Origin of the sequence: Allobosea sp. Root381, assembly GCF_001429395.1 — a bacterium.
Classification (GTDB): domain Bacteria; phylum Pseudomonadota; class Alphaproteobacteria; order Rhizobiales; family Beijerinckiaceae; genus Allobosea.
On sequence record NZ_LMJT01000041.1, the window covers coordinates 275,574 to 291,103 of the forward strand.

17 protein-coding genes are annotated in these 15,530 nt (G+C 66.9%); 3 read left to right on the top strand and 14 right to left on the bottom strand.

All coding sequences use genetic code 11. The features are described from left to right. Positions 1-22: 22 nt before the first annotated feature. The 6 genes from ASE63_RS22740 to ASE63_RS22765 form a co-directional block, all read right to left on the bottom strand. Positions 23-658 carry a TetR/AcrR family transcriptional regulator C-terminal domain-containing protein gene (locus tag ASE63_RS22740; protein ID WP_056807046.1) on the bottom strand — a complete coding sequence of 212 codons (636 nt, stop codon included), beginning with the start codon at positions 656-658 and terminating at the stop codon, positions 23-25. Positions 659-767: 109 nt separating this feature from the next. After that, the gene (locus tag ASE63_RS22745) at positions 768-989 is read right to left on the bottom strand and encodes a hypothetical protein (RefSeq protein ID WP_156410554.1); all 222 of its coding nucleotides are present in this window, start codon (positions 987-989) and stop codon (positions 768-770) included. A gap of 10 nt (positions 990-999) precedes the next feature. Next, a complete protein-coding gene (gene ilvN / locus ASE63_RS22750; protein ID WP_056807051.1) occupies positions 1,000-1,542 on the bottom strand; it encodes an acetolactate synthase small subunit in 543 nt (180 codons plus the stop codon). Between the two features lie 32 nt (positions 1,543-1,574). Next, positions 1,575-2,264: a glutathione S-transferase family protein gene (locus tag ASE63_RS22755; protein ID WP_056807057.1), complete on the bottom strand. Its 690-nt coding sequence runs from the start codon at positions 2,262-2,264 to the stop codon at positions 1,575-1,577. Continuing rightward, positions 2,261-2,971, bottom strand: coding sequence for an aspartate/glutamate racemase family protein (locus ASE63_RS22760; RefSeq protein WP_056807501.1), 711 nt, complete (start codon positions 2,969-2,971; stop codon positions 2,261-2,263). The genes ASE63_RS22755 and ASE63_RS22760 overlap by 4 nt, the downstream gene beginning before the upstream one ends. 128 nt (positions 2,972-3,099) lie before the next feature. Beyond that, on the bottom strand, positions 3,100-4,863 hold the full coding sequence (locus ASE63_RS22765) for an acetolactate synthase 3 large subunit (RefSeq protein WP_056807059.1): 1,764 nt from the start codon (positions 4,861-4,863) through the stop codon (positions 3,100-3,102). 344 nt (positions 4,864-5,207) lie between these two features. Between ASE63_RS22765 and ASE63_RS22770 the strand changes: the two genes are divergently transcribed. Then, positions 5,208-6,665, top strand: a complete 1,458-nt coding sequence (locus ASE63_RS22770) for a GGDEF domain-containing protein (RefSeq protein ID WP_082610210.1) — start codon at positions 5,208-5,210, stop codon at positions 6,663-6,665. A 110-nt stretch (positions 6,666-6,775) separates the two neighbouring features. On the opposite strand, the gene miaA is transcribed toward ASE63_RS22770, so the two are convergent. Next, positions 6,776-7,711 carry a tRNA (adenosine(37)-N6)-dimethylallyltransferase MiaA gene (miaA, locus tag ASE63_RS22775; protein WP_056807065.1) on the bottom strand — a complete coding sequence of 312 codons (936 nt, stop codon included), beginning with the start codon at positions 7,709-7,711 and terminating at the stop codon, positions 6,776-6,778. 17 nt (positions 7,712-7,728) lie between these two features. On the opposite strand from miaA, the gene serB reads away from it, so the two are divergent. Together serB and ASE63_RS22785 are read left to right on the top strand one after the other, a co-directional pair. Continuing rightward, positions 7,729-8,613, top strand: coding sequence for a phosphoserine phosphatase SerB (gene serB, locus ASE63_RS22780; RefSeq protein ID WP_056807068.1), 885 nt, complete (start codon positions 7,729-7,731; stop codon positions 8,611-8,613). 49 nt (positions 8,614-8,662) lie between these two features. Then, the gene (locus tag ASE63_RS22785) at positions 8,663-9,292 is read left to right on the top strand and encodes a DUF2272 domain-containing protein (RefSeq protein WP_056807071.1); all 630 of its coding nucleotides are present in this window, start codon (positions 8,663-8,665) and stop codon (positions 9,290-9,292) included. A gap of 119 nt (positions 9,293-9,411) precedes the next feature. Here the strand turns inward: ASE63_RS22785 and ASE63_RS22790 are convergent, their stop codons facing one another. From ASE63_RS22790 to ASE63_RS22820, 7 genes are all read right to left on the bottom strand, one after another. Further along, positions 9,412-10,968: a Do family serine endopeptidase gene (locus ASE63_RS22790; RefSeq protein ID WP_056807073.1), complete on the bottom strand. Its 1,557-nt coding sequence runs from the start codon at positions 10,966-10,968 to the stop codon at positions 9,412-9,414. 130 nt (positions 10,969-11,098) lie between these two features. Beyond that, positions 11,099-11,284, bottom strand: a complete 186-nt coding sequence (locus ASE63_RS22795) for a DUF2065 domain-containing protein (protein WP_056807078.1) — start codon at positions 11,282-11,284, stop codon at positions 11,099-11,101. Between the two features lie 22 nt (positions 11,285-11,306). After that, positions 11,307-12,242 (bottom strand): protease modulator HflC, encoded by a 936-nt coding sequence (locus tag ASE63_RS22800; RefSeq protein WP_056807081.1) that lies wholly within the window; start codon positions 12,240-12,242, stop codon positions 11,307-11,309. Further along, a complete protein-coding gene (gene hflK / locus ASE63_RS22805) occupies positions 12,239-13,414 on the bottom strand; it encodes an FtsH protease activity modulator HflK (RefSeq protein WP_056807084.1) in 1,176 nt (391 codons plus the stop codon). Before hflK ends, ASE63_RS22800 begins: the two co-directional genes overlap by 4 nt. 151 nt (positions 13,415-13,565) lie before the next feature. Beyond that, positions 13,566-14,081, bottom strand: coding sequence for a dihydrofolate reductase (locus tag ASE63_RS22810; RefSeq protein WP_056807088.1), 516 nt, complete (start codon positions 14,079-14,081; stop codon positions 13,566-13,568). Positions 14,082-14,084: 3 nt separating this feature from the next. Next, positions 14,085-14,567, bottom strand: coding sequence for a GNAT family N-acetyltransferase (locus tag ASE63_RS22815; protein WP_056807091.1), 483 nt, complete (start codon positions 14,565-14,567; stop codon positions 14,085-14,087). Next, positions 14,564-15,358, bottom strand: a complete 795-nt coding sequence (locus tag ASE63_RS22820) for a thymidylate synthase (protein WP_056807094.1) — start codon at positions 15,356-15,358, stop codon at positions 14,564-14,566. Before ASE63_RS22820 ends, ASE63_RS22815 begins: the two co-directional genes overlap by 4 nt. Between the last annotated feature and the right edge of the window lie 172 nt (positions 15,359-15,530).

Consider the following 15,530-nt stretch of genomic DNA (forward strand, 5'->3'; position numbering starts at 1 on the left):
TCCTTGGGTCTGGGTGGTTTCTTCAGGCTTCCGGTGCGGATTCCGTCCGCCCGTAAAGTGCGAGGAACTGGTCGGTGGCCCGGGCGGCGTCCCGCTCGATCTCGTCACGGCCCAGCGAGAGGATGTCCCCGAGCAGGAGCCGGATCTGCACGTCGCGCCCGACGAGGCCGAAGAAGCTGCGGAAGGCCGTTTCGGAATCGTCGAAGGCGAGCAGCCCGGCCTCGCGGCCGGCCTCGAGCACGGGCCGAAGCCGCTCGCCGATGGCAAAGCGGCCGTTCTCCAGCACGATGCCGCCGAGATTGCTCTTGCGCGACGCCGCATGGCCGATGGCGAGGCGGTTCAGCGCGATCGAGGTCGGGCTGGAAATGACGGTCAGCCAGGTCGCGGCGAAGCCCTTCAGGCTGTCGCGCAGGGCGGCGATGTCGAGCGTCGGCCGGTCGTATCGGCCAGCGCGCACGCGCGCCGCCTGCCAGCGCACCGTCGCGGCCAGCAGCCCGTCGCGGTCGCCGAACCATTTGTAGAGCGTTTCCTTGGAACAGCTCGCCCGGCGCGCGACGGCAGTCATGGTGAGCTTGTCGCCCTCCTCCACCATCAGCGACAGCACGGCGTCGAGCACGGCCTGTTGCCGGGCCGTCGGCTCTTCCGTCTCCGCTGCCATGTTGCGCGCTGTCGTCACTGTTCGCCGAAGCTCGGAATGCCGTACCGTACGTTACGGTTCGGCTCTCTAGCGCAGGCGCCACGCGCCTGCAAGAAGGATCCGCGCGGCCTTAAAGCCCGGCAGCCTGCTGGCTCGCCATGCGCTGGAGAAAGATCGCGGCGATCGTCAGGAGGAAGCCCGCCCACCACAGCGGCGAGCGCAGGCTCTTGCCGCTGCCGGGCTGCTCGGCCGGCGCCCTGCCGTTGATGCGCTGCAGGATCGGCCAGCCGAAGCAGCCGAAGCCGGCGACGCCAAGCGCGAGCGCAACCATGTTCAGTGTTTCGGGAGCCATCGGCCCGAAATCACATTGCGTCCGGTCCGCGGCTCATCGCCGCGATGCCGGTGCGCGAAACCTCGGTCAGCCCGACGACCGTCATCAGCTTGATGAAACGCTCGACCTCGTCGGTCGTGCCGGTCAACTCGAAGATGAAGGAGGTCAGCGAGGCGTCGAGCGTGCGGGCGCCGAAGGCGGCAGCCAGCCGCATCGCCTCGACACGATGGTCGCCCTTGCCCACCACCTTGACCAGCGCAAGCTCGCGCTCGATCGCCTCGCCCTGCTCGGTCAGGTCGACGACGCGGTGGACGGGCACGAGCCTGTCGAGATGCGCCTTGATCTGGTCGACGATATGGCCCGTGCCCGAGGTCACGACCGTGATGCGCGAGAGGTGCTTTTCATGCTCCGTCTCGGAGACCGTCAGGCTCTCGATGTTGTAGCCGCGCCCGGAAAACAGCCCGGCGATGCGAGCGAGAACACCCGGCTCGTTGTCGACGATTACCGCGAGCGTGTGGCGTGCGACGGGTTGGGATTTGGGAGCGTTCGGATAATGCGTAGCGGGCTTTGACATGGAAAGACCTGTAGGCGTTGGAGCGGATGGGATCAGGATTGGCGTAAATCGGCCAGGGCGGGCTCCTCGACCTCGTCCTGGGCGACGACCCAGGGCTCGGCCAGCGCCGCCGTGAGCCACTCCCGATAGGCGGGCAGGCCGAGCACGGCGCGCATGTAGTCCTGCGAAGCGGCATCGACGGCGATGCCGTAGGAATCGAGCCGGGTGACGACCGGGGCATACATCGCATCGGCGGCCGAGAAGGCGCCATAGAGGAACGGCCCCTGCCCGCTCCCGGCGAAACGCTCGCGCGCCTGCCGCCAGATGCCGGTGATCCGCTCCACGTCCCGGGCGACGCCGGCGCCGCGGTCGCGCCCAGCGAAGCGCTTGCCGAGATTCATCGGGCAGGCACCGCGCAACGCGGTGAAGCCCGCATGCATCTCGCTCGAGATGGCGCGGGCATGGGCGCGCGCCGCCACGTCGCGCGGCCAGATCCCCGCCTCCGGACGCGTCTCATGCAGATATTCGGCGATCGCCAGCGTCTCCCAGACGGCGACGCCGCCATCGATGAGGGTCGGCACGGTGCCGCCGCTGCCCGGCGCCTCGGCGAAGATCGCCTCCTTGAAGCCCGGCTCGTCGAGCAGGACGAGCTTCTCCTCGAAGGCGAGGCCGGTCGCGCGCAGGAGCAGCCAGGCCCTAAGCGACCAGGACGAATAGCATTTGTTGCCGATCAGCAGTTTCATGCCGCGACGCTCTCCGCCTCGCTCGCGAAATCGAGCGCCGCCGCGACATGCAGCGCGGTGGTGTCGAACACGGGCACGGAAAAATCCGCCTGCGAGACGAGGAGCGTGATTTCGGTGCAGCCGAGGATGACGCCATCGGCCCCCTCCTCCCGCACCGCCCGCTCGACGATGGCGCGATAGCGCTCTCGCGAAGCAGGCTTGACCTCACCGCGGCACAGCTCCTCATAGATGATGCGGTGCACCTCGTCGCGTTCGCCGGGCCGCGGCACCAGCGCCTCGACGCCGAAGGCGCGTAGCCGGTCGCGGTAGAATCCCTGCTCCATGGTGAAACGCGTCGCCAGCAGCAGCGGCCGGCGAGCGGCGGAGGCGAGAACTGCCCGCGCCGTCACATCGGCGAGATGCAGGAAGGGCAGCATGGTCGCGGCGATGATCGGGTCCGCGACCTTGTGCATGGTGTTGGTACAGAGCAGGAGACACGAAGCACCGGCCCGCTCCAGCCGCCGCGCGCTCTCCGCCAGCGCGGCGCCTGCCGCGGCCCAGTCGCCCTGCGCCTGCATCTCGGCGATCGGCGAGAAGTCGATCGAATGCAGCAGCACATCCGCCGAATGCAGCCCGCCCGCGCGGGCGCGCACGCCTTCGTTCAGGAGCCGGTAATAGACCGCGGTCGATTCCCAGCTCATTCCGCCGATCAGGCCGATCGTGGTCATGAGGTCCCCCTTGCTCGCCGCCATCGTCATTCTCGGGCGCGCGGAGCGCAGACCCGAGAATGACGATCAGGATGTGGCGCCCTTCTGGCCCGAGATGCTCGGGTCAAGCCCGAGCATGACGCGCCCTGTCAAACCAGCTGCTTGCCCTTGGCGTCGATGATCTCGCCGGTGTCGCCCTCGAAATCGGGCAGGATCATCTCGTTATGCGCCTTGCCCGACGGGATCATCGGGAAGCAGTTCTCCTCCTTCGCGACGAGGCAGTCGAAGATCACGGGCTTCGGCGTCTCGATCATCTCCATGATCGCCTCGTCGAGCTTGGCCGGGTCCGAGCAGCGGATGCCATGGCCGCCATAGGCCTCGGCGAGCTTCACGAAATCGGGCAGAGACTGCGAATAGCTCTCCGAATAGCGCCCGCCATGCAGCAATTCCTGCCACTGGCGCACCATGCCCATGTATTCGTTGTTGAGGATGAAGATCTTCACCGGCAGCCGATACTGCACCGCTGTCGACATCTCCTGCATGTTCATCAGGATCGAAGCCTCACCCGCGACGTCGATGACCAGCGCCTTGGGATGTTTCATCTGCACGCCGATCGCCGCCGGCAGTCCGTAGCCCATCGTGCCGAGCCCGCCCGAGGTCATCCAGCGGTTGGGTTCCTGGAACTGGAGATACTGCGCCGCCCACATCTGGTGCTGCCCGACCTCGGTCGTGATGTAGGTGTCGCGGTCCTTGGTCAGCGCATGCAGCCGCTCCAGCGCGTATTGCGGCTTGATGATCGTATCCGAATTCTTGTAGCCGAGGCTCTTGCGCGCCCGCCAGCCGTCGATCTGCGTCCACCAGGTCGTCAGCGCCGTCTTGTCGACCTGCGGCGAGGTTTCGCGCCAGACGCGGACCATGTCCTCGAGCACATGGGCACAGTCGCCGACGATGCCGATATCGACCTTGACGTTCTTGTTGATCGAGGACGGATCGATGTCGATGTGGATTTTCTTCGAGCGCGGCGAGAAGGCGTCGAGCCGGCCGGTGATGCGGTCGTCGAAGCGCGCGCCGATATTGATCATGACGTCGCAGTCATGCATCGCGAGGTTAGCCTCGTAGGTGCCGTGCATGCCCAGCATGCCGAGCCACTGCTTGTCGGCCGCCGGGAAGGCGCCAAGCCCCATCAGAGTCGAGGTGACCGGGAAGCCGGTCAGCCGCGCCAGCTCGCGCAGCAGCGCCGAGGCGTGCGGGCCGGCATTGATGACGCCGCCGCCCGTATAGAAGACCGGCTTCCTGGCGCTCGCCATCAGTTCGACCGCGGCCCTGATCTTGTTCAGGTCGCCCTTGATGACCGGGCGATAGGTCTTGTGCTGGTTGTCGCGCGGGCGGCTGTAGAGGCCGGATGCGAACTGGATGTCCTTCGGCACGTCGACGACGACCGGGCCGGGGCGCCCGTTGGCGGCGACATAGAAGGCCTCGTGCAGGACCCGCGGCAGGTCCTCGATGCTCTTCACCAGATAGTTGTGCTTGGTGCAGGAGCGGGTGATGCCGACCGTGTCGCACTCCTGGAAGGCGTCGGAGCCGATCAGATGCGTCGGAACCTGGCCAGTGATGACGACGAGCGGGATCGAGTCGAGCAGCGCATCCGTCAGTCCGGTGACCGCGTTGGTCGCGCCCGGTCCGGAGGTGACGAGCACGCAGCCGACTTTGCCGGCACCGGAGCGCGCATAGCCCTCGGCCGCATGCACTGCGCCCTGCTCGTGGCGGACGAGCACATGCTTGACCTTCTCCTGCTGGAAGAGCGCGTCATAGATCGGAAGCACGGCGCCACCGGGATAGCCGAACAGATGTTCGACACCCTGGTCCTGAAGCGCGCGGACGACCATCTCGGCACCGGTCATCATCTCGCTCATAACGGTCTCCTGCAGCAGTTCGGTTGGGATCGAGGTCGGAAATAGGCAATAAAAAAGGCCCTCGAGGGGGCCTGAACGTGCGCTGGCGTCGGGGTTGACGCGGTTCACTCAAGAACCGGCCCCTACCAGCGCACCCGTACGATAATAAGCTTGCGCATCGCGCTCCGACCCTTTGCAGATGTTGCGGGACGCTAATGGACGCAAACGCACCGGTCAAGAGCTAACCGTACGGCCGCCGAACGGACCCCTTGCCTGCGACAAATGCAATGCCCCAACGGAACACTTTCTCAAGGACGCGTTGCTAGCCTCGCGGGCGTCGCTGCGGAACCCCTGTCCGAAACAGCATGTATCAGGAAGTCCACACCAGCCATATCCCGGCCCGTGCGCATGCGCGGGAAGTGGCGGAGCTGTTGCGGCGTTTCGAGCTCGGTGCGCGTGGCCGGTCCGGTGTTCCCTATGAGACCTTCCGCGACGAGGTCATGCCGGTTTTCGGCCATGACCTGCTCGTGCTCAAGCCCGAGGTCGATGACTACACCTTCATCCATTACGGCCAGCACATCATACGCTATGTCGGCGCCAGCCGGCTGCAGGGGCGCGTCTCGGGGATGGCGCCGCAGGTCGCGCGCTTCACCATCGATTGCTGCAACCGCGCGCTCGACGAGGGCCACGCGCTCTACACGGTGCACCGCTCCCTGTCGACGGTGCGCGTCAGCATGTGGGAGCGCTTGATCATGCCGGCCACCACGGCCGACGGCAGCCGACTGCTCGTGGTGTTCAGCCGCCCCCTGCAGTTTCACGAGGAGCTGCTGACGACCGTCCTCGAAACCTCCCTTTCTGGAATCGTCGCCCTGCGCGCCATCCGCGACGAGGCAGGCCAGGTCGAGCGCATGGTGATCATCACCGCCAATCGCCGGGCCGCCTCGATAGCCGGCGGGGCGGACCGCGATCCGGTGGACGGGGATGCCCGCACCGCCCTACCCTTCCTTGCCGAGCCGACGATCTGGCGGCGCTGCCTTACGGTGCTGGAGCAGAAGCGTCCCGACATGATCGAGACCTTCTTCCTGCGCGACGGTGACGAGGTCTGGCTGCAGATCGCGGTCGCGCCGCTCGGCGACGGGCTCGTCCTGACGATTACCGACGTCTCGGAGCTGACGGTAGCGAACCAGACGCTGAAGAGCCGCGCCGCGATGCTGGCCCTGGAGATCGGCCGAGAACGCGCCACCCGCCGCGCACTCTCGCAGGAGATCGGCCAGCGGGAGCAGCGCGAGCAGGAACTGCGCCGCCTCGCCGAAACGGACCCACTGACCGCCCTGCTCAACCGGCGCTCCTTCACGGAGAAAGCCCATGCAGCCATGGCGCTCTGCGAGGAGAACCAGACCGACATCGCGCTGATCGTCGTCGATCTCGATCACTTCAAGGCGGTCAACGACAGCCATGGCCACCCTGCCGGCGATGCCGTGATCCGGGCCTTCGCCGACGTCCTGCTCGGACTTGTGCGGGCGGACCGGGATCTCGTCGGCCGCTTCGGCGGGGAGGAATTCGCCATCCTGTTGCCCGGAGCCGGGCTCGGCGCCGCGCGGCGGACGGCATTGCGCATCCAGGAGGCACTCGCCTCACGCCACCTGCCCGTCTCGGAGGTGCTGGCACTCCAGGTCTCGGCCAGCCTCGGCGTTGCCGCCCGCCAGGGAGCGGAGCCGCTGTCGGACCTCGTAGAGCGTGCCGACCGCGCGCTCTACCGTGCCAAGAGCGAGGGGCGCAGCTGCATCCGCCTCGCCGATCCCGACGTCTCCGCCGCAGCCTAGATCACGTCGCGTTCGAAAGGAATCGTCCGAACGCAACGTGATCTTCTCAAAGTTTAGAGCATTGCTCTGCGAAAAACCGGTTCCCACTTTTAGCACAACGCTCTGAGACCTCAGGCGCCAGCCTCCAGGGCAGTCATGGCGGCGCCGAGCGCGGCATCGGGCGCCACAGCCTGCCAATCCGTCATCTGGTGCCGGAACCAGGTGACCTGCCGCTTGGCATAGGCCCGCGTGTCCGCCTGGCCGCGCCGGATCGCTTCATCGAGGGACAAGGCACCGTCGAGATGGGCGATCAGCCCCGGCACGCCATGGGCCCGCATCGCCGGCAGCAGCGGGTCGAGCCGGCGCTCCCTGAGCGCCGCCACCTCGTCGAGCGCGCCTTGCGCCATCATCTGCTCGAAGCGGCGGTCGATGCGCGCGCGCACCACCTCGCGCTCCGGGCTGACGAAGAGCTTCAGCAGCGGCAGCCCGTCGAGCGGACCGGGATGGCGCTCGCCCTGGAAGCTCGCGATCGACCGCCCCGTGGCCTCATGGACCTCGAGCGCGCGCATGATGCGCATCCGGTCGCCCGGTTTCAGCCGCTGCGCCATCTCGGGGTCGATCCCCGCAAGCTCGGCGTGGAGCAGGCTCGTCTCCTGCCCTTCGACGCGCGCCCGGAACGCGCTGCGCACCGCCTCCGGCACCGACGGTATGGCGGAGAACCCCTCGGTCAGCGCCTTGAAGTAGAGGCCCGTGCCGCCGACCAGGATCGGCAGCGAGCCGACGTCAGCCAGTTCCGGCAGCAAGGCCGCGGCATCGGCGGCGTAGCGCATCGCCGAGTAATTCACCGCGCCGTCGACATGGCCGTAGAGGCGGTGCGGCGCCATCGCCTCCTCATCCGGCGTCGGACGCGCCGTGATGATCCTCAGATCGGTATAGACCTGCATGGAATCGGCGTTGACGACGGTGCCGTCCAGGCGCCGCGCGAGCGTGACCGCCAGCGCCGACTTGCCGCTCGCGGTCGGACCTGCGATGAGCACGGCCCTGATCCTCTTCGCCTTCGTCCCCACCTGATCCGGCCCTTCACATGCTCGTCGCGACACTGGTTTCCGCCCATGGACAGGCCCTTCTCGACGACGGCCTGCTGAAACGGCTCGAAGCCGGCCTGCCCGGCGCGCGCGGCACGCAGCGCCTCGACGGCGAGATCGCGGCCGATCTCTTCGCGGAAGCCGGCGATGCGCGCAAGCTGGAAGCCGAGCTGCGCGCGCTGCTGGGCGAGGCCGCGATCGACATCATCGTCCAGCCCGTCGCGAGCCGGCGCAAGCAGCTGTTCCTGGCCGACATGGACTCGACCATGATCGGGCAGGAATGCATCGACGAACTCGCCGCCTGTGTCGGGCTGAAGGAGATGGTCGCCGGCATCACCGAGCGGGCCATGCGCGGCGAGATCGCCTTCGAGCCGGCGCTTCGCGAGCGCGTCGCCCTGCTCAAGGGGGTTCCGCTCGACGTCGTCGACGATATCATCGCCCGGCACATCACCCTGACCCCCGGCGGGCGCGAACTCGTCATGACGATGCGCGCGAACGGCGCCTATACGGCGCTTGTTTCCGGCGGTTTCACCGTATTCACCGGCCCGATCAGCGGAACGATCGGCTTCGACGAGCACCGCTCCAACGTGCTTCTGTTCGAGAATGGCATCTTGAACGGCGAGGTCGCCGAACCGATCCTCGGCAAGCAGGCCAAGCTGGACGCGCTGGTCGAACTGCGTTCAGCCCGTGGGCTGAACCCGGAGGACACGTTGGCCGTCGGCGACGGCGCCAACGACCTCGCCATGCTGGGCGAGGCCGGGCTCGGCGTCGCCTTCCGCGCCAAGCCCGCGGTCGCCGCCGCCGCAGCTGCGCGGCTCGACCACGCCGATCTCACCGCCCTGCTCTACGCCCAGGGCTATGGCGGCGGCGACATCGTTCGTTAAGTTGCACTAATCGACATGATGCAATTTGAGATTGCATCAACGCCGACTGATGGCGCACGATCCTGCGCGGGCATATGCCCGTTCCGGCCAAAGGATCGATTTCCATGGCGACGTCATTTGCACGAAGGCTCCGAAGACCGCGCTCGATCTCCATACGAAGTACCACATGATGGACGAGGGCGATCCGCCGCTCGCCGGCGAGATCAGGAGATTCTGGACCGACATCGGGCTCGGTTTCCCCGGTGTGGCGGCGTTCTGGTCGGCGGTCTTCGTCTCGGCCTGCGTCAAGCGGTCGGGCGCCACCCGGAACGAGTTCCATTTCAGCCAGCGGCATTCCGAATTCGTTCACACGGCGATCCAGAACCACATCGCCGGAGCCGGCGTCTTCCACGGCGTCGATCCGTTCGGGCCGAACACGCCCGACGTCGGCGACATCATCCAGAACAACCGGGGCGGAAACAGCTTCGATTATGCCCATGCGACGACGCACAGCAACTACAGCTCGCACGCGGCGATCGTGGTCGAGATCGGTCAGGATCAGCTGGGCGGCTACGCGCTGACGGTTGGTGGTAACGAAGGCGATTCGATCCGGCGGAGCGTCGTGCGCCGGAGGGCGAACGGCACCATCAGGTCGAGATCCCAAAACAACTACATCTGCCTGATCAAGAACCTCAAATGATCGCCACGGCCTAAGGGATGCCGGGCTTGCCCGAGGCAGGGCCGCCCCTCCGCGCTCGACACGGAAAACAAAAGGCAGGCGACCTCCGGCCGCCTGCCTTGACTTGTCCCGCTATGGCGTCAGTTCATCGAGACGGCGACGAAGCGGACCTCGCCCTGGGCGTTCGCGACGAGCAGCAGGGCAGACTTCTTGCCCTCCTTCTTCAGCGCGTCGAGACGCTTGGTTACGTCCTCCGGCGAATTGACCGGCTCCTGGCCGACCTCGACCACCAGCTCGCCGACCATGACCCGCTTGTCGGCCGCGTTGGAATTGGGATCGACCTTGGTGATGACGACGCCCTTGAGACCGTCCTTGATCGAATAGCGCTTGCGCAGCTCTTCGTTCTGCCCCGAGAGCTCGAGACCCAGGACGCTGGTCACGGCGGGCTTAGCCGCCTCGCCGGTCGGCTTGCTGACCGAAGCGGCCTGGACCTTCTCGCCATCCTCGAGCCGGCCGAGCTTGACGGTCTTCACCTCTTCCTTGCCCTTTCGGATGATGGTCACCGGCACGTCCTTGCCGACCGGCGTCGCGGCAACGATGCGCGGCAGGTCGCGCGAATCCTTGACCTCCTTGCCGTCGAACTTGACGATCACATCCCCAGTATCGAGGCCGGCCGGCTTGGCCGGGCCCTTCTCGTCGATGCCGGCGATCAGCGCGCCGCGCGTCGCGCCGAGGCCGAGCGCATCGGCGGTGGCGTCGTCGATGGTCTGGATGCGCACGCCGAGCCAGCCGCGGCGCGTCTCGCCGAACTCGCGCAGCTGGTCGATGATGTTCGTCGCGAGCGAAGACGGCACGGCGAAGCCGATGCCGACCGAACCGCCCGTCGGCGAAAGAATCGCCGTGTTGATGCCGATGACATCGCCCGCCATGTTGAACAGCGGGCCGCCGGAATTGCCCTTGTTGATGGCCGCGTCGGTCTGGATATAGGTGTCGTACGGCCCCTGGCTGATGTCACGGTTGCGCGCCGAAACGATGCCCGAGGAAACCGAGCCGCCCAGGCCGAACGGGTTGCCGATCGCCATCACGGGATCGCCGATCCGCATCTTGTCGGAATCGCCGAATTTCACCGCCGGCAACGGCTTGTCGTGCTTCACCCGAAGCACCGCGAGATCGACTTTCGCATCCTTGCCGACCACCTCGGCCTTGAGCCGCAGGCCGTCGCTGAAGATCACCGTGATCTCGTTCGCGTCGCCGATGACGTGGTTGTTGGTCACGACGAGGCCGGAGCCGTCGATCACGAAGCCGGAGCCGGCCGATTGCGAGCGGCGCTGCTGCGGCGCCTGACGCTGCTCGCCCTGCTGGCCTTGGCCACGGCGGTTGAAGAATTCCTCGAACAGGTCGCCAAAGGGCGTGTCGGGGCCGAGCTGCGGCAGGTTCGGCAGGGTCCGGCCGCGCGTGTCGCTGGTCGTGACTGCCGCGATGTTGACCACGGCCGGCATCACGCGCTCGGCGAGATCCGCAAGCGAGACTTGGCCAGGCAGGGTCGGGGCCGGTCCCGGCTGGGCGGTCTGGGCCATGGCCGGAGCGGCCAGAACTGCGAGGCAACCGACGCTCGCCACAAGCGCCGCCCGGCGCGCGCGGGCAACCAGAGGGTTCGAGGCCAGGATTCCGGATGCGGAGACGGGATTGGTTGCCATCAGTATCCTCGTGACAGAAATTCGGGCGAGCCGCGAAACGCGACCGCCCGCCTGAATTGAACCCCAAATTGCGGCGGAAGGTCGACACACGATCACGCCATCGAACACGATCGCGTGCGACCTTTCCGCCCTAGCCCCTGACCAGCCAGACCAGCAGGACGCCGACCACGGCCGAGCAGAGGCCGATCAGCCTCATGCGCTCGGCCGGTGTCTCGGCCGCGCTTCGCAGCGCATCCTTGGCGAGGTTGGGCACCGCTGCGAACAGGATGCCCTCGATCGCGAAGACCAGGCCCAGCGCCGCGACAAAATCCAGCATGCGCGACGCCTATGACTGGGGCTCAGGGACGCGCTGGCGCTTCAGCCGGCGCCGGCGCTGGGGTGGCCACGCCCGCATCGCGACGGGGCGCGTTGGGGCCGTTGAAGAACCGGAAGAACGGCGAATCCGGTGACAGCACGAGGCGCGTATCGCCCGGCTTGATGCTGGCTTCATAGGCCTGCATCGAGCGGTAGAAGGTGAAGAACTCCTCGTCCTGCCCGAAGGCCTCGGCGAAGACGCGGTTGCGCTCGCCTTCGCCCTCGCCTCGGATCTCGTCGGAGCGACGCTGAGCCTCGGCGACGATGACGGTCGAATCCCTGTCCGCCCTCGCGCGGATCTCCTGCGCCTGCTGGGCGCCGAGCGCGCGGGCTTCCGCCGCCTCGCGCTGACGCTCGGTCTGCATGCGCTGGTAGATCGCCTGCGAGTTGGCCGCGGGCAGATCGACACGGCGCAGCCGGACATCGACCACCGTCATGCCGAAGCGGGCGGCCTCGCGGTTCACCTCGTCGCGGATGCGGTTCATCAGCCGCGAGCGGTCGGTCCGGACCATCGCGGTGAAGTTGGCCTCCGCCAGCACGCTGCGGACCGTTCCGTTCACGATCGAGGCGAGCTGCGAATTGGCGCGCGGGACGTTGTTGACCGCCTGGTAGAACCGCAGCGGATCCGAGATGCGGTAGCGCGTGAAGGCATCGACCACGAGACGCTTCTGGTCGGAGGCGATGATTTCCTGTGCCGGCAGATCGAGATCGAGGATGCGGTTGTCGAGCAGGGTGACCTGCTCGAACGGAGCCGGCAGCTTGAAGTACAGGCCCGGTTCGGTGACCACGCTGCGCACCGCGCCGAAGCGGAGCACGAGCGCCGACTGCGTCTGCTGCACCACGAAGGTCATGGCGTAGAAGACGACGGCCGCGATGCCGAGGACGACAAGCAGTCCGATGCGGATGATGGCGCCGTTCATCGGGTCGCTCCCGTCTGCGGCGCGCCCGGAGCCGGCCGTCGCTGCTGGAGTTGGTCGAGCGGCAGATAGGGCACGACGCCCTGCCCGCTGCCTGCATTATCGAGGATGATCTTGTCCGTCCCGCCCATCACGCGTTCCATCGTCTCGAGGAAGAGACGTTCGCGGGTGACCGCGGGCGCGACCTTGTATTGCGTGTAGACCGCATTGAAGCGGCTCGCCTGACCGAGAGCCTCGGCGACCGTCTGCTCCTTGAAGGCCTCGGCGGCCTGGATGAGCTGGGCTGCACGGCCGCGCGATTCCGGCACGACGCGGTTGGCGTAGGTCTGCGCCTCGTTGCGCAGGCGTTCCTGGTCGGCGCGCGCTGCCTGGACGTCGCGGAACGCATCGATGACCTGCTGCGGCGGGTCGACCTTCTGCAGCTGCACGAGGCGGATCTGCACGCCGGCATTGTAGCCGTTGAGCGTCTCCTGCATCAGCTGGCGCACCTCGGTCTCGATCACGGCGCGGTCGGTGGTCAGCACGGGCTGTATGTTGCGCCGGCCGATGATCTCGCGCATCGCGCTCTCGGCGACCGCCTTCACGGTGCCCGGCGGATCCTGGATGTTGAAGACGTAGTTTTCCGGCACGGCCGGATCGATCTGCCACTGCACGATCACGTCGATGTCGACGATGTTCTCGTCGCCGGTGAGCATCAGGCTTTCCTCGATCACGTCGGACTGGCGCGAAGTGCGCACGGACTCGACGGTACGGAAGCCGACCTCGGTGGTGATGACGTTGGTGACCTGCGGCTTGATCACGCTGCCGATCGGATAGGGCCAGTTGTAGTTCAGGCCTTCGCCGGTCTTGCCGATGAACTGGCCGAAACGCAGGTTAAGGCCGACCTCGTTCGGACGGACGATGTACCAGCCGGTCAGCAGCCAGACCACGACCAGCGCAAGAAGCCCAAAGATGAGGCCGCGATTGCCGAGATTGCCGCCCGGCATGATGTTCTTCAGCCGGTCCTGGCTGCGGCGCAGGATTTCCTCCAGATCCGGCGGGCCGCCGCTGCCGCCGCCGGAGCCGCCGCCGCCGCCCCATGGGCCACCGCCGCCACCGCCGCCGCCGCTTCCTCCGCGCTGGCCCCAGGGTCCACCCCCGTTATTGCCACCGCCGCTCTGGTTGCTCCAAGGCATTCTTGAGCCGTTCCCTTCCTCTCGATCCGCCGTGCAGTAGGCGAATGGCAGCCATTTGTCAGCGCCCCTTGTCGGACACACTGCGCTGACTTGGGCATGGGCCACGGATTCGTCAACGACGCAAGTCGTTCATCGTCAACCGAAAGCCGGTTCAGGACCGGCGGCGAAACGTCGCGAAGGTGAACGGGTGTTCGTCTTCGGCTCCCCGAGGGTGACTTTCGCGGCCCGTCTCCGCAAACGCCACCCGGTCCCATTCCGGGAACAGAGCGTCGCCCTTCGGCTCGGTGTGGACGAGCGTGAGCTCCAGCCGGTCGGCCAGCGGCAGCGCCTGACGGTAGATCTCCGCGCCGCCCGCGACCGTCACGGAATCCGCCCCCGATCGCACGCCGAGCTCCTGCCCGAGCGCCAGCCCCGCCTCCAGCGAATGCGCGACATGGACGCCATCGGGCCGGAATCCGGGATCGCGCGTCAGCACCACCGTCTCGCGCCCCGGCAGCGGCTTGCCGATCGATTCGAAGGTCTTGCGCCCCATCAGCACGGGCCGGCCGAGCGTCAGCGCCTTGAAGTGGCGCAGATCGGTCCGCAAACGCCAAATCAGCCGGTTGTCGTCGCCGATGACGCCGTTGTCGGCGATGGCTGCGATAAGGACCAGAGGAAGCTGCGCCATGCTTCAGCCCTCGCCTGCCAGCCGGCGAAGCGCATCTCCGTCGAGGCGCTTCACGGTCCACTCGTCCTGCGCCTTGGCTCCGATCGAGCGATAGAACACCCGCGAAGGCTCGTTCCAGTTCAGCACCCACCAGGCGAGGCGCGGCAGGCCCTCATCAACGCAGCGCCTGGCCAGCGCTGCGATCAGCGCCTTGCCGATGCCCTTCCCGCGAAAGTGCGGATGCACGAACAGATCCTCCAGCCAGATGCCGTGGCGGCCGCTGAAGGTCGAATAGGTGTAGAACCAGACCGCGAAGCCGGCCGGCTCGCCATCCCATTCGGCGATGTCGCAGAAGGCGCGCGGGTTCGCGCCGAAGAGCGCTTCCGCAATCTCGGTCTCGGTCGCGCTGACCTCATGCGCGAGGCGCTCATATTCAGCCAATGCCTTGATGAAATCGAGCACGAGGCCGGCCTCGTCGGGCCGGGCGGGACGGATGGAAAGGCTCATACCGCGATCGGCGCCTTGATCAACGGATGCGGATCGTAGCCCTCGATGGTCACGTCGGCGAAGCTGAAATCCTCCAGCCGCGTCACCGCCGGGTTCAGCTTGAGCCGCGGAAGCGGTCGGACATCGCGCTCCAGCTGCAGCTTCGCCTGGTCGAGATGGTTCACATAGAGATGCGTGTCGCCGAAGGAGTGGACGAACTCGCCGACACCAAGCCCCGTCGCCTGCGCAACCATATGGGTCAGCAGCGCATAGCTCGCGATGTTGAAGGGCACGCCGAGGAAGACGTCGGCCGAGCGCTGATAGAGCTGGCAGGACAGCTTTCCGTCGGCAACGAAGAACTGGAACAGGCAATGGCACGGCGCCAGCGCCATCTTGGGGATGTCGGCCGGGTTCCAGGCCGAGACGATCAGCCGCCGCGAATCCGGGTTGCGCCGGATCTCGTCCACCAGCCAGGCGATCTGGTCGATCGTGCCGCCGTCCGGCGCCGGCCAGGAGCGCCATTGCCGGCCATAGACCGGGCCTAGATCGCCATTCGCATCCGCCCATTCGTCCCAGATCGAGACGCCGTTCTCCTGCAGGTAACGCACATTCGTGTCGCCGCGCAGGAACCAGATCAGCTCGTGGATGATCGACTTCAGATGCAGCTTCTTGGTCGTGACCAGCGGAAAACCCTCCGCAAGATCGAAGCGCATCTGGTGCCCGAAGACCGCGAGCGTGCCGGTGCCGGTGCGGTCGTCCTTGCGGACGCCCTCGTCGAGCACCCTCCTGAGCAGATCGTGATACTGGCGCATGCGCGATTCCCGGTCGAAACGGCGCCACCATAGCGGCTGCCCGCGACGATGGCTCGCCCGGCGAGACCGGCATCCCCGGTTTTTCACGCCTGGCCGAGCTCGCGGGAAACCTCCGGAACCGGAACACCGGCAGCGGGGAATGGTTGTCCCGTCGAACACCAATTCGTCTTCG

Bases quoted from the DNA above. Each gene is read 5' to 3' on its own strand.
- ASE63_RS22740 (WP_056807046.1), bottom strand. From the start codon at position 658: ATGGCAGCGGAGACGGAAGAGCCGACGGCCCGGCAACAGGCCGTGCTC.
- ASE63_RS22745 (WP_156410554.1), bottom strand. From the start codon at position 989: ATGGCTCCCGAAACACTGAACATGGTTGCGCTCGCGCTTGGCGTCGCC.
- ilvN (WP_056807051.1), bottom strand. From the start codon at position 1,542: ATGTCAAAGCCCGCTACGCATTATCCGAACGCTCCCAAATCCCAACCC.
- ASE63_RS22755 (WP_056807057.1), bottom strand. From the start codon at position 2,264: ATGAAACTGCTGATCGGCAACAAATGCTATTCGTCCTGGTCGCTTAGG.
- ASE63_RS22760 (WP_056807501.1), bottom strand. From the start codon at position 2,971: ATGACCACGATCGGCCTGATCGGCGGAATGAGCTGGGAATCGACCGCG.
- ASE63_RS22765 (WP_056807059.1), bottom strand. From the start codon at position 4,863: ATGAGCGAGATGATGACCGGTGCCGAGATGGTCGTCCGCGCGCTTCAG.
- ASE63_RS22770 (WP_082610210.1), top strand. From the start codon at position 5,208: ATGTATCAGGAAGTCCACACCAGCCATATCCCGGCCCGTGCGCATGCG.
- serB (WP_056807068.1), top strand. From the start codon at position 7,729: ATGCTCGTCGCGACACTGGTTTCCGCCCATGGACAGGCCCTTCTCGAC.
- ASE63_RS22785 (WP_056807071.1), top strand. From the start codon at position 8,663: ATGGCGCACGATCCTGCGCGGGCATATGCCCGTTCCGGCCAAAGGATC.
- ASE63_RS22790 (WP_056807073.1), bottom strand. From the start codon at position 10,968: ATGGCAACCAATCCCGTCTCCGCATCCGGAATCCTGGCCTCGAACCCT.
- ASE63_RS22795 (WP_056807078.1), bottom strand. From the start codon at position 11,284: ATGCTGGATTTTGTCGCGGCGCTGGGCCTGGTCTTCGCGATCGAGGGC.
- ASE63_RS22800 (WP_056807081.1), bottom strand. From the start codon at position 12,242: ATGAACGGCGCCATCATCCGCATCGGACTGCTTGTCGTCCTCGGCATC.
- hflK (WP_056807084.1), bottom strand. From the start codon at position 13,414: ATGCCTTGGAGCAACCAGAGCGGCGGTGGCAATAACGGGGGTGGACCC.
- ASE63_RS22810 (WP_056807088.1), bottom strand. From the start codon at position 14,081: ATGGCGCAGCTTCCTCTGGTCCTTATCGCAGCCATCGCCGACAACGGC.
- ASE63_RS22815 (WP_056807091.1), bottom strand. From the start codon at position 14,567: ATGAGCCTTTCCATCCGTCCCGCCCGGCCCGACGAGGCCGGCCTCGTG.
- ASE63_RS22820 (WP_056807094.1), bottom strand. From the start codon at position 15,358: ATGCGCCAGTATCACGATCTGCTCAGGAGGGTGCTCGACGAGGGCGTC.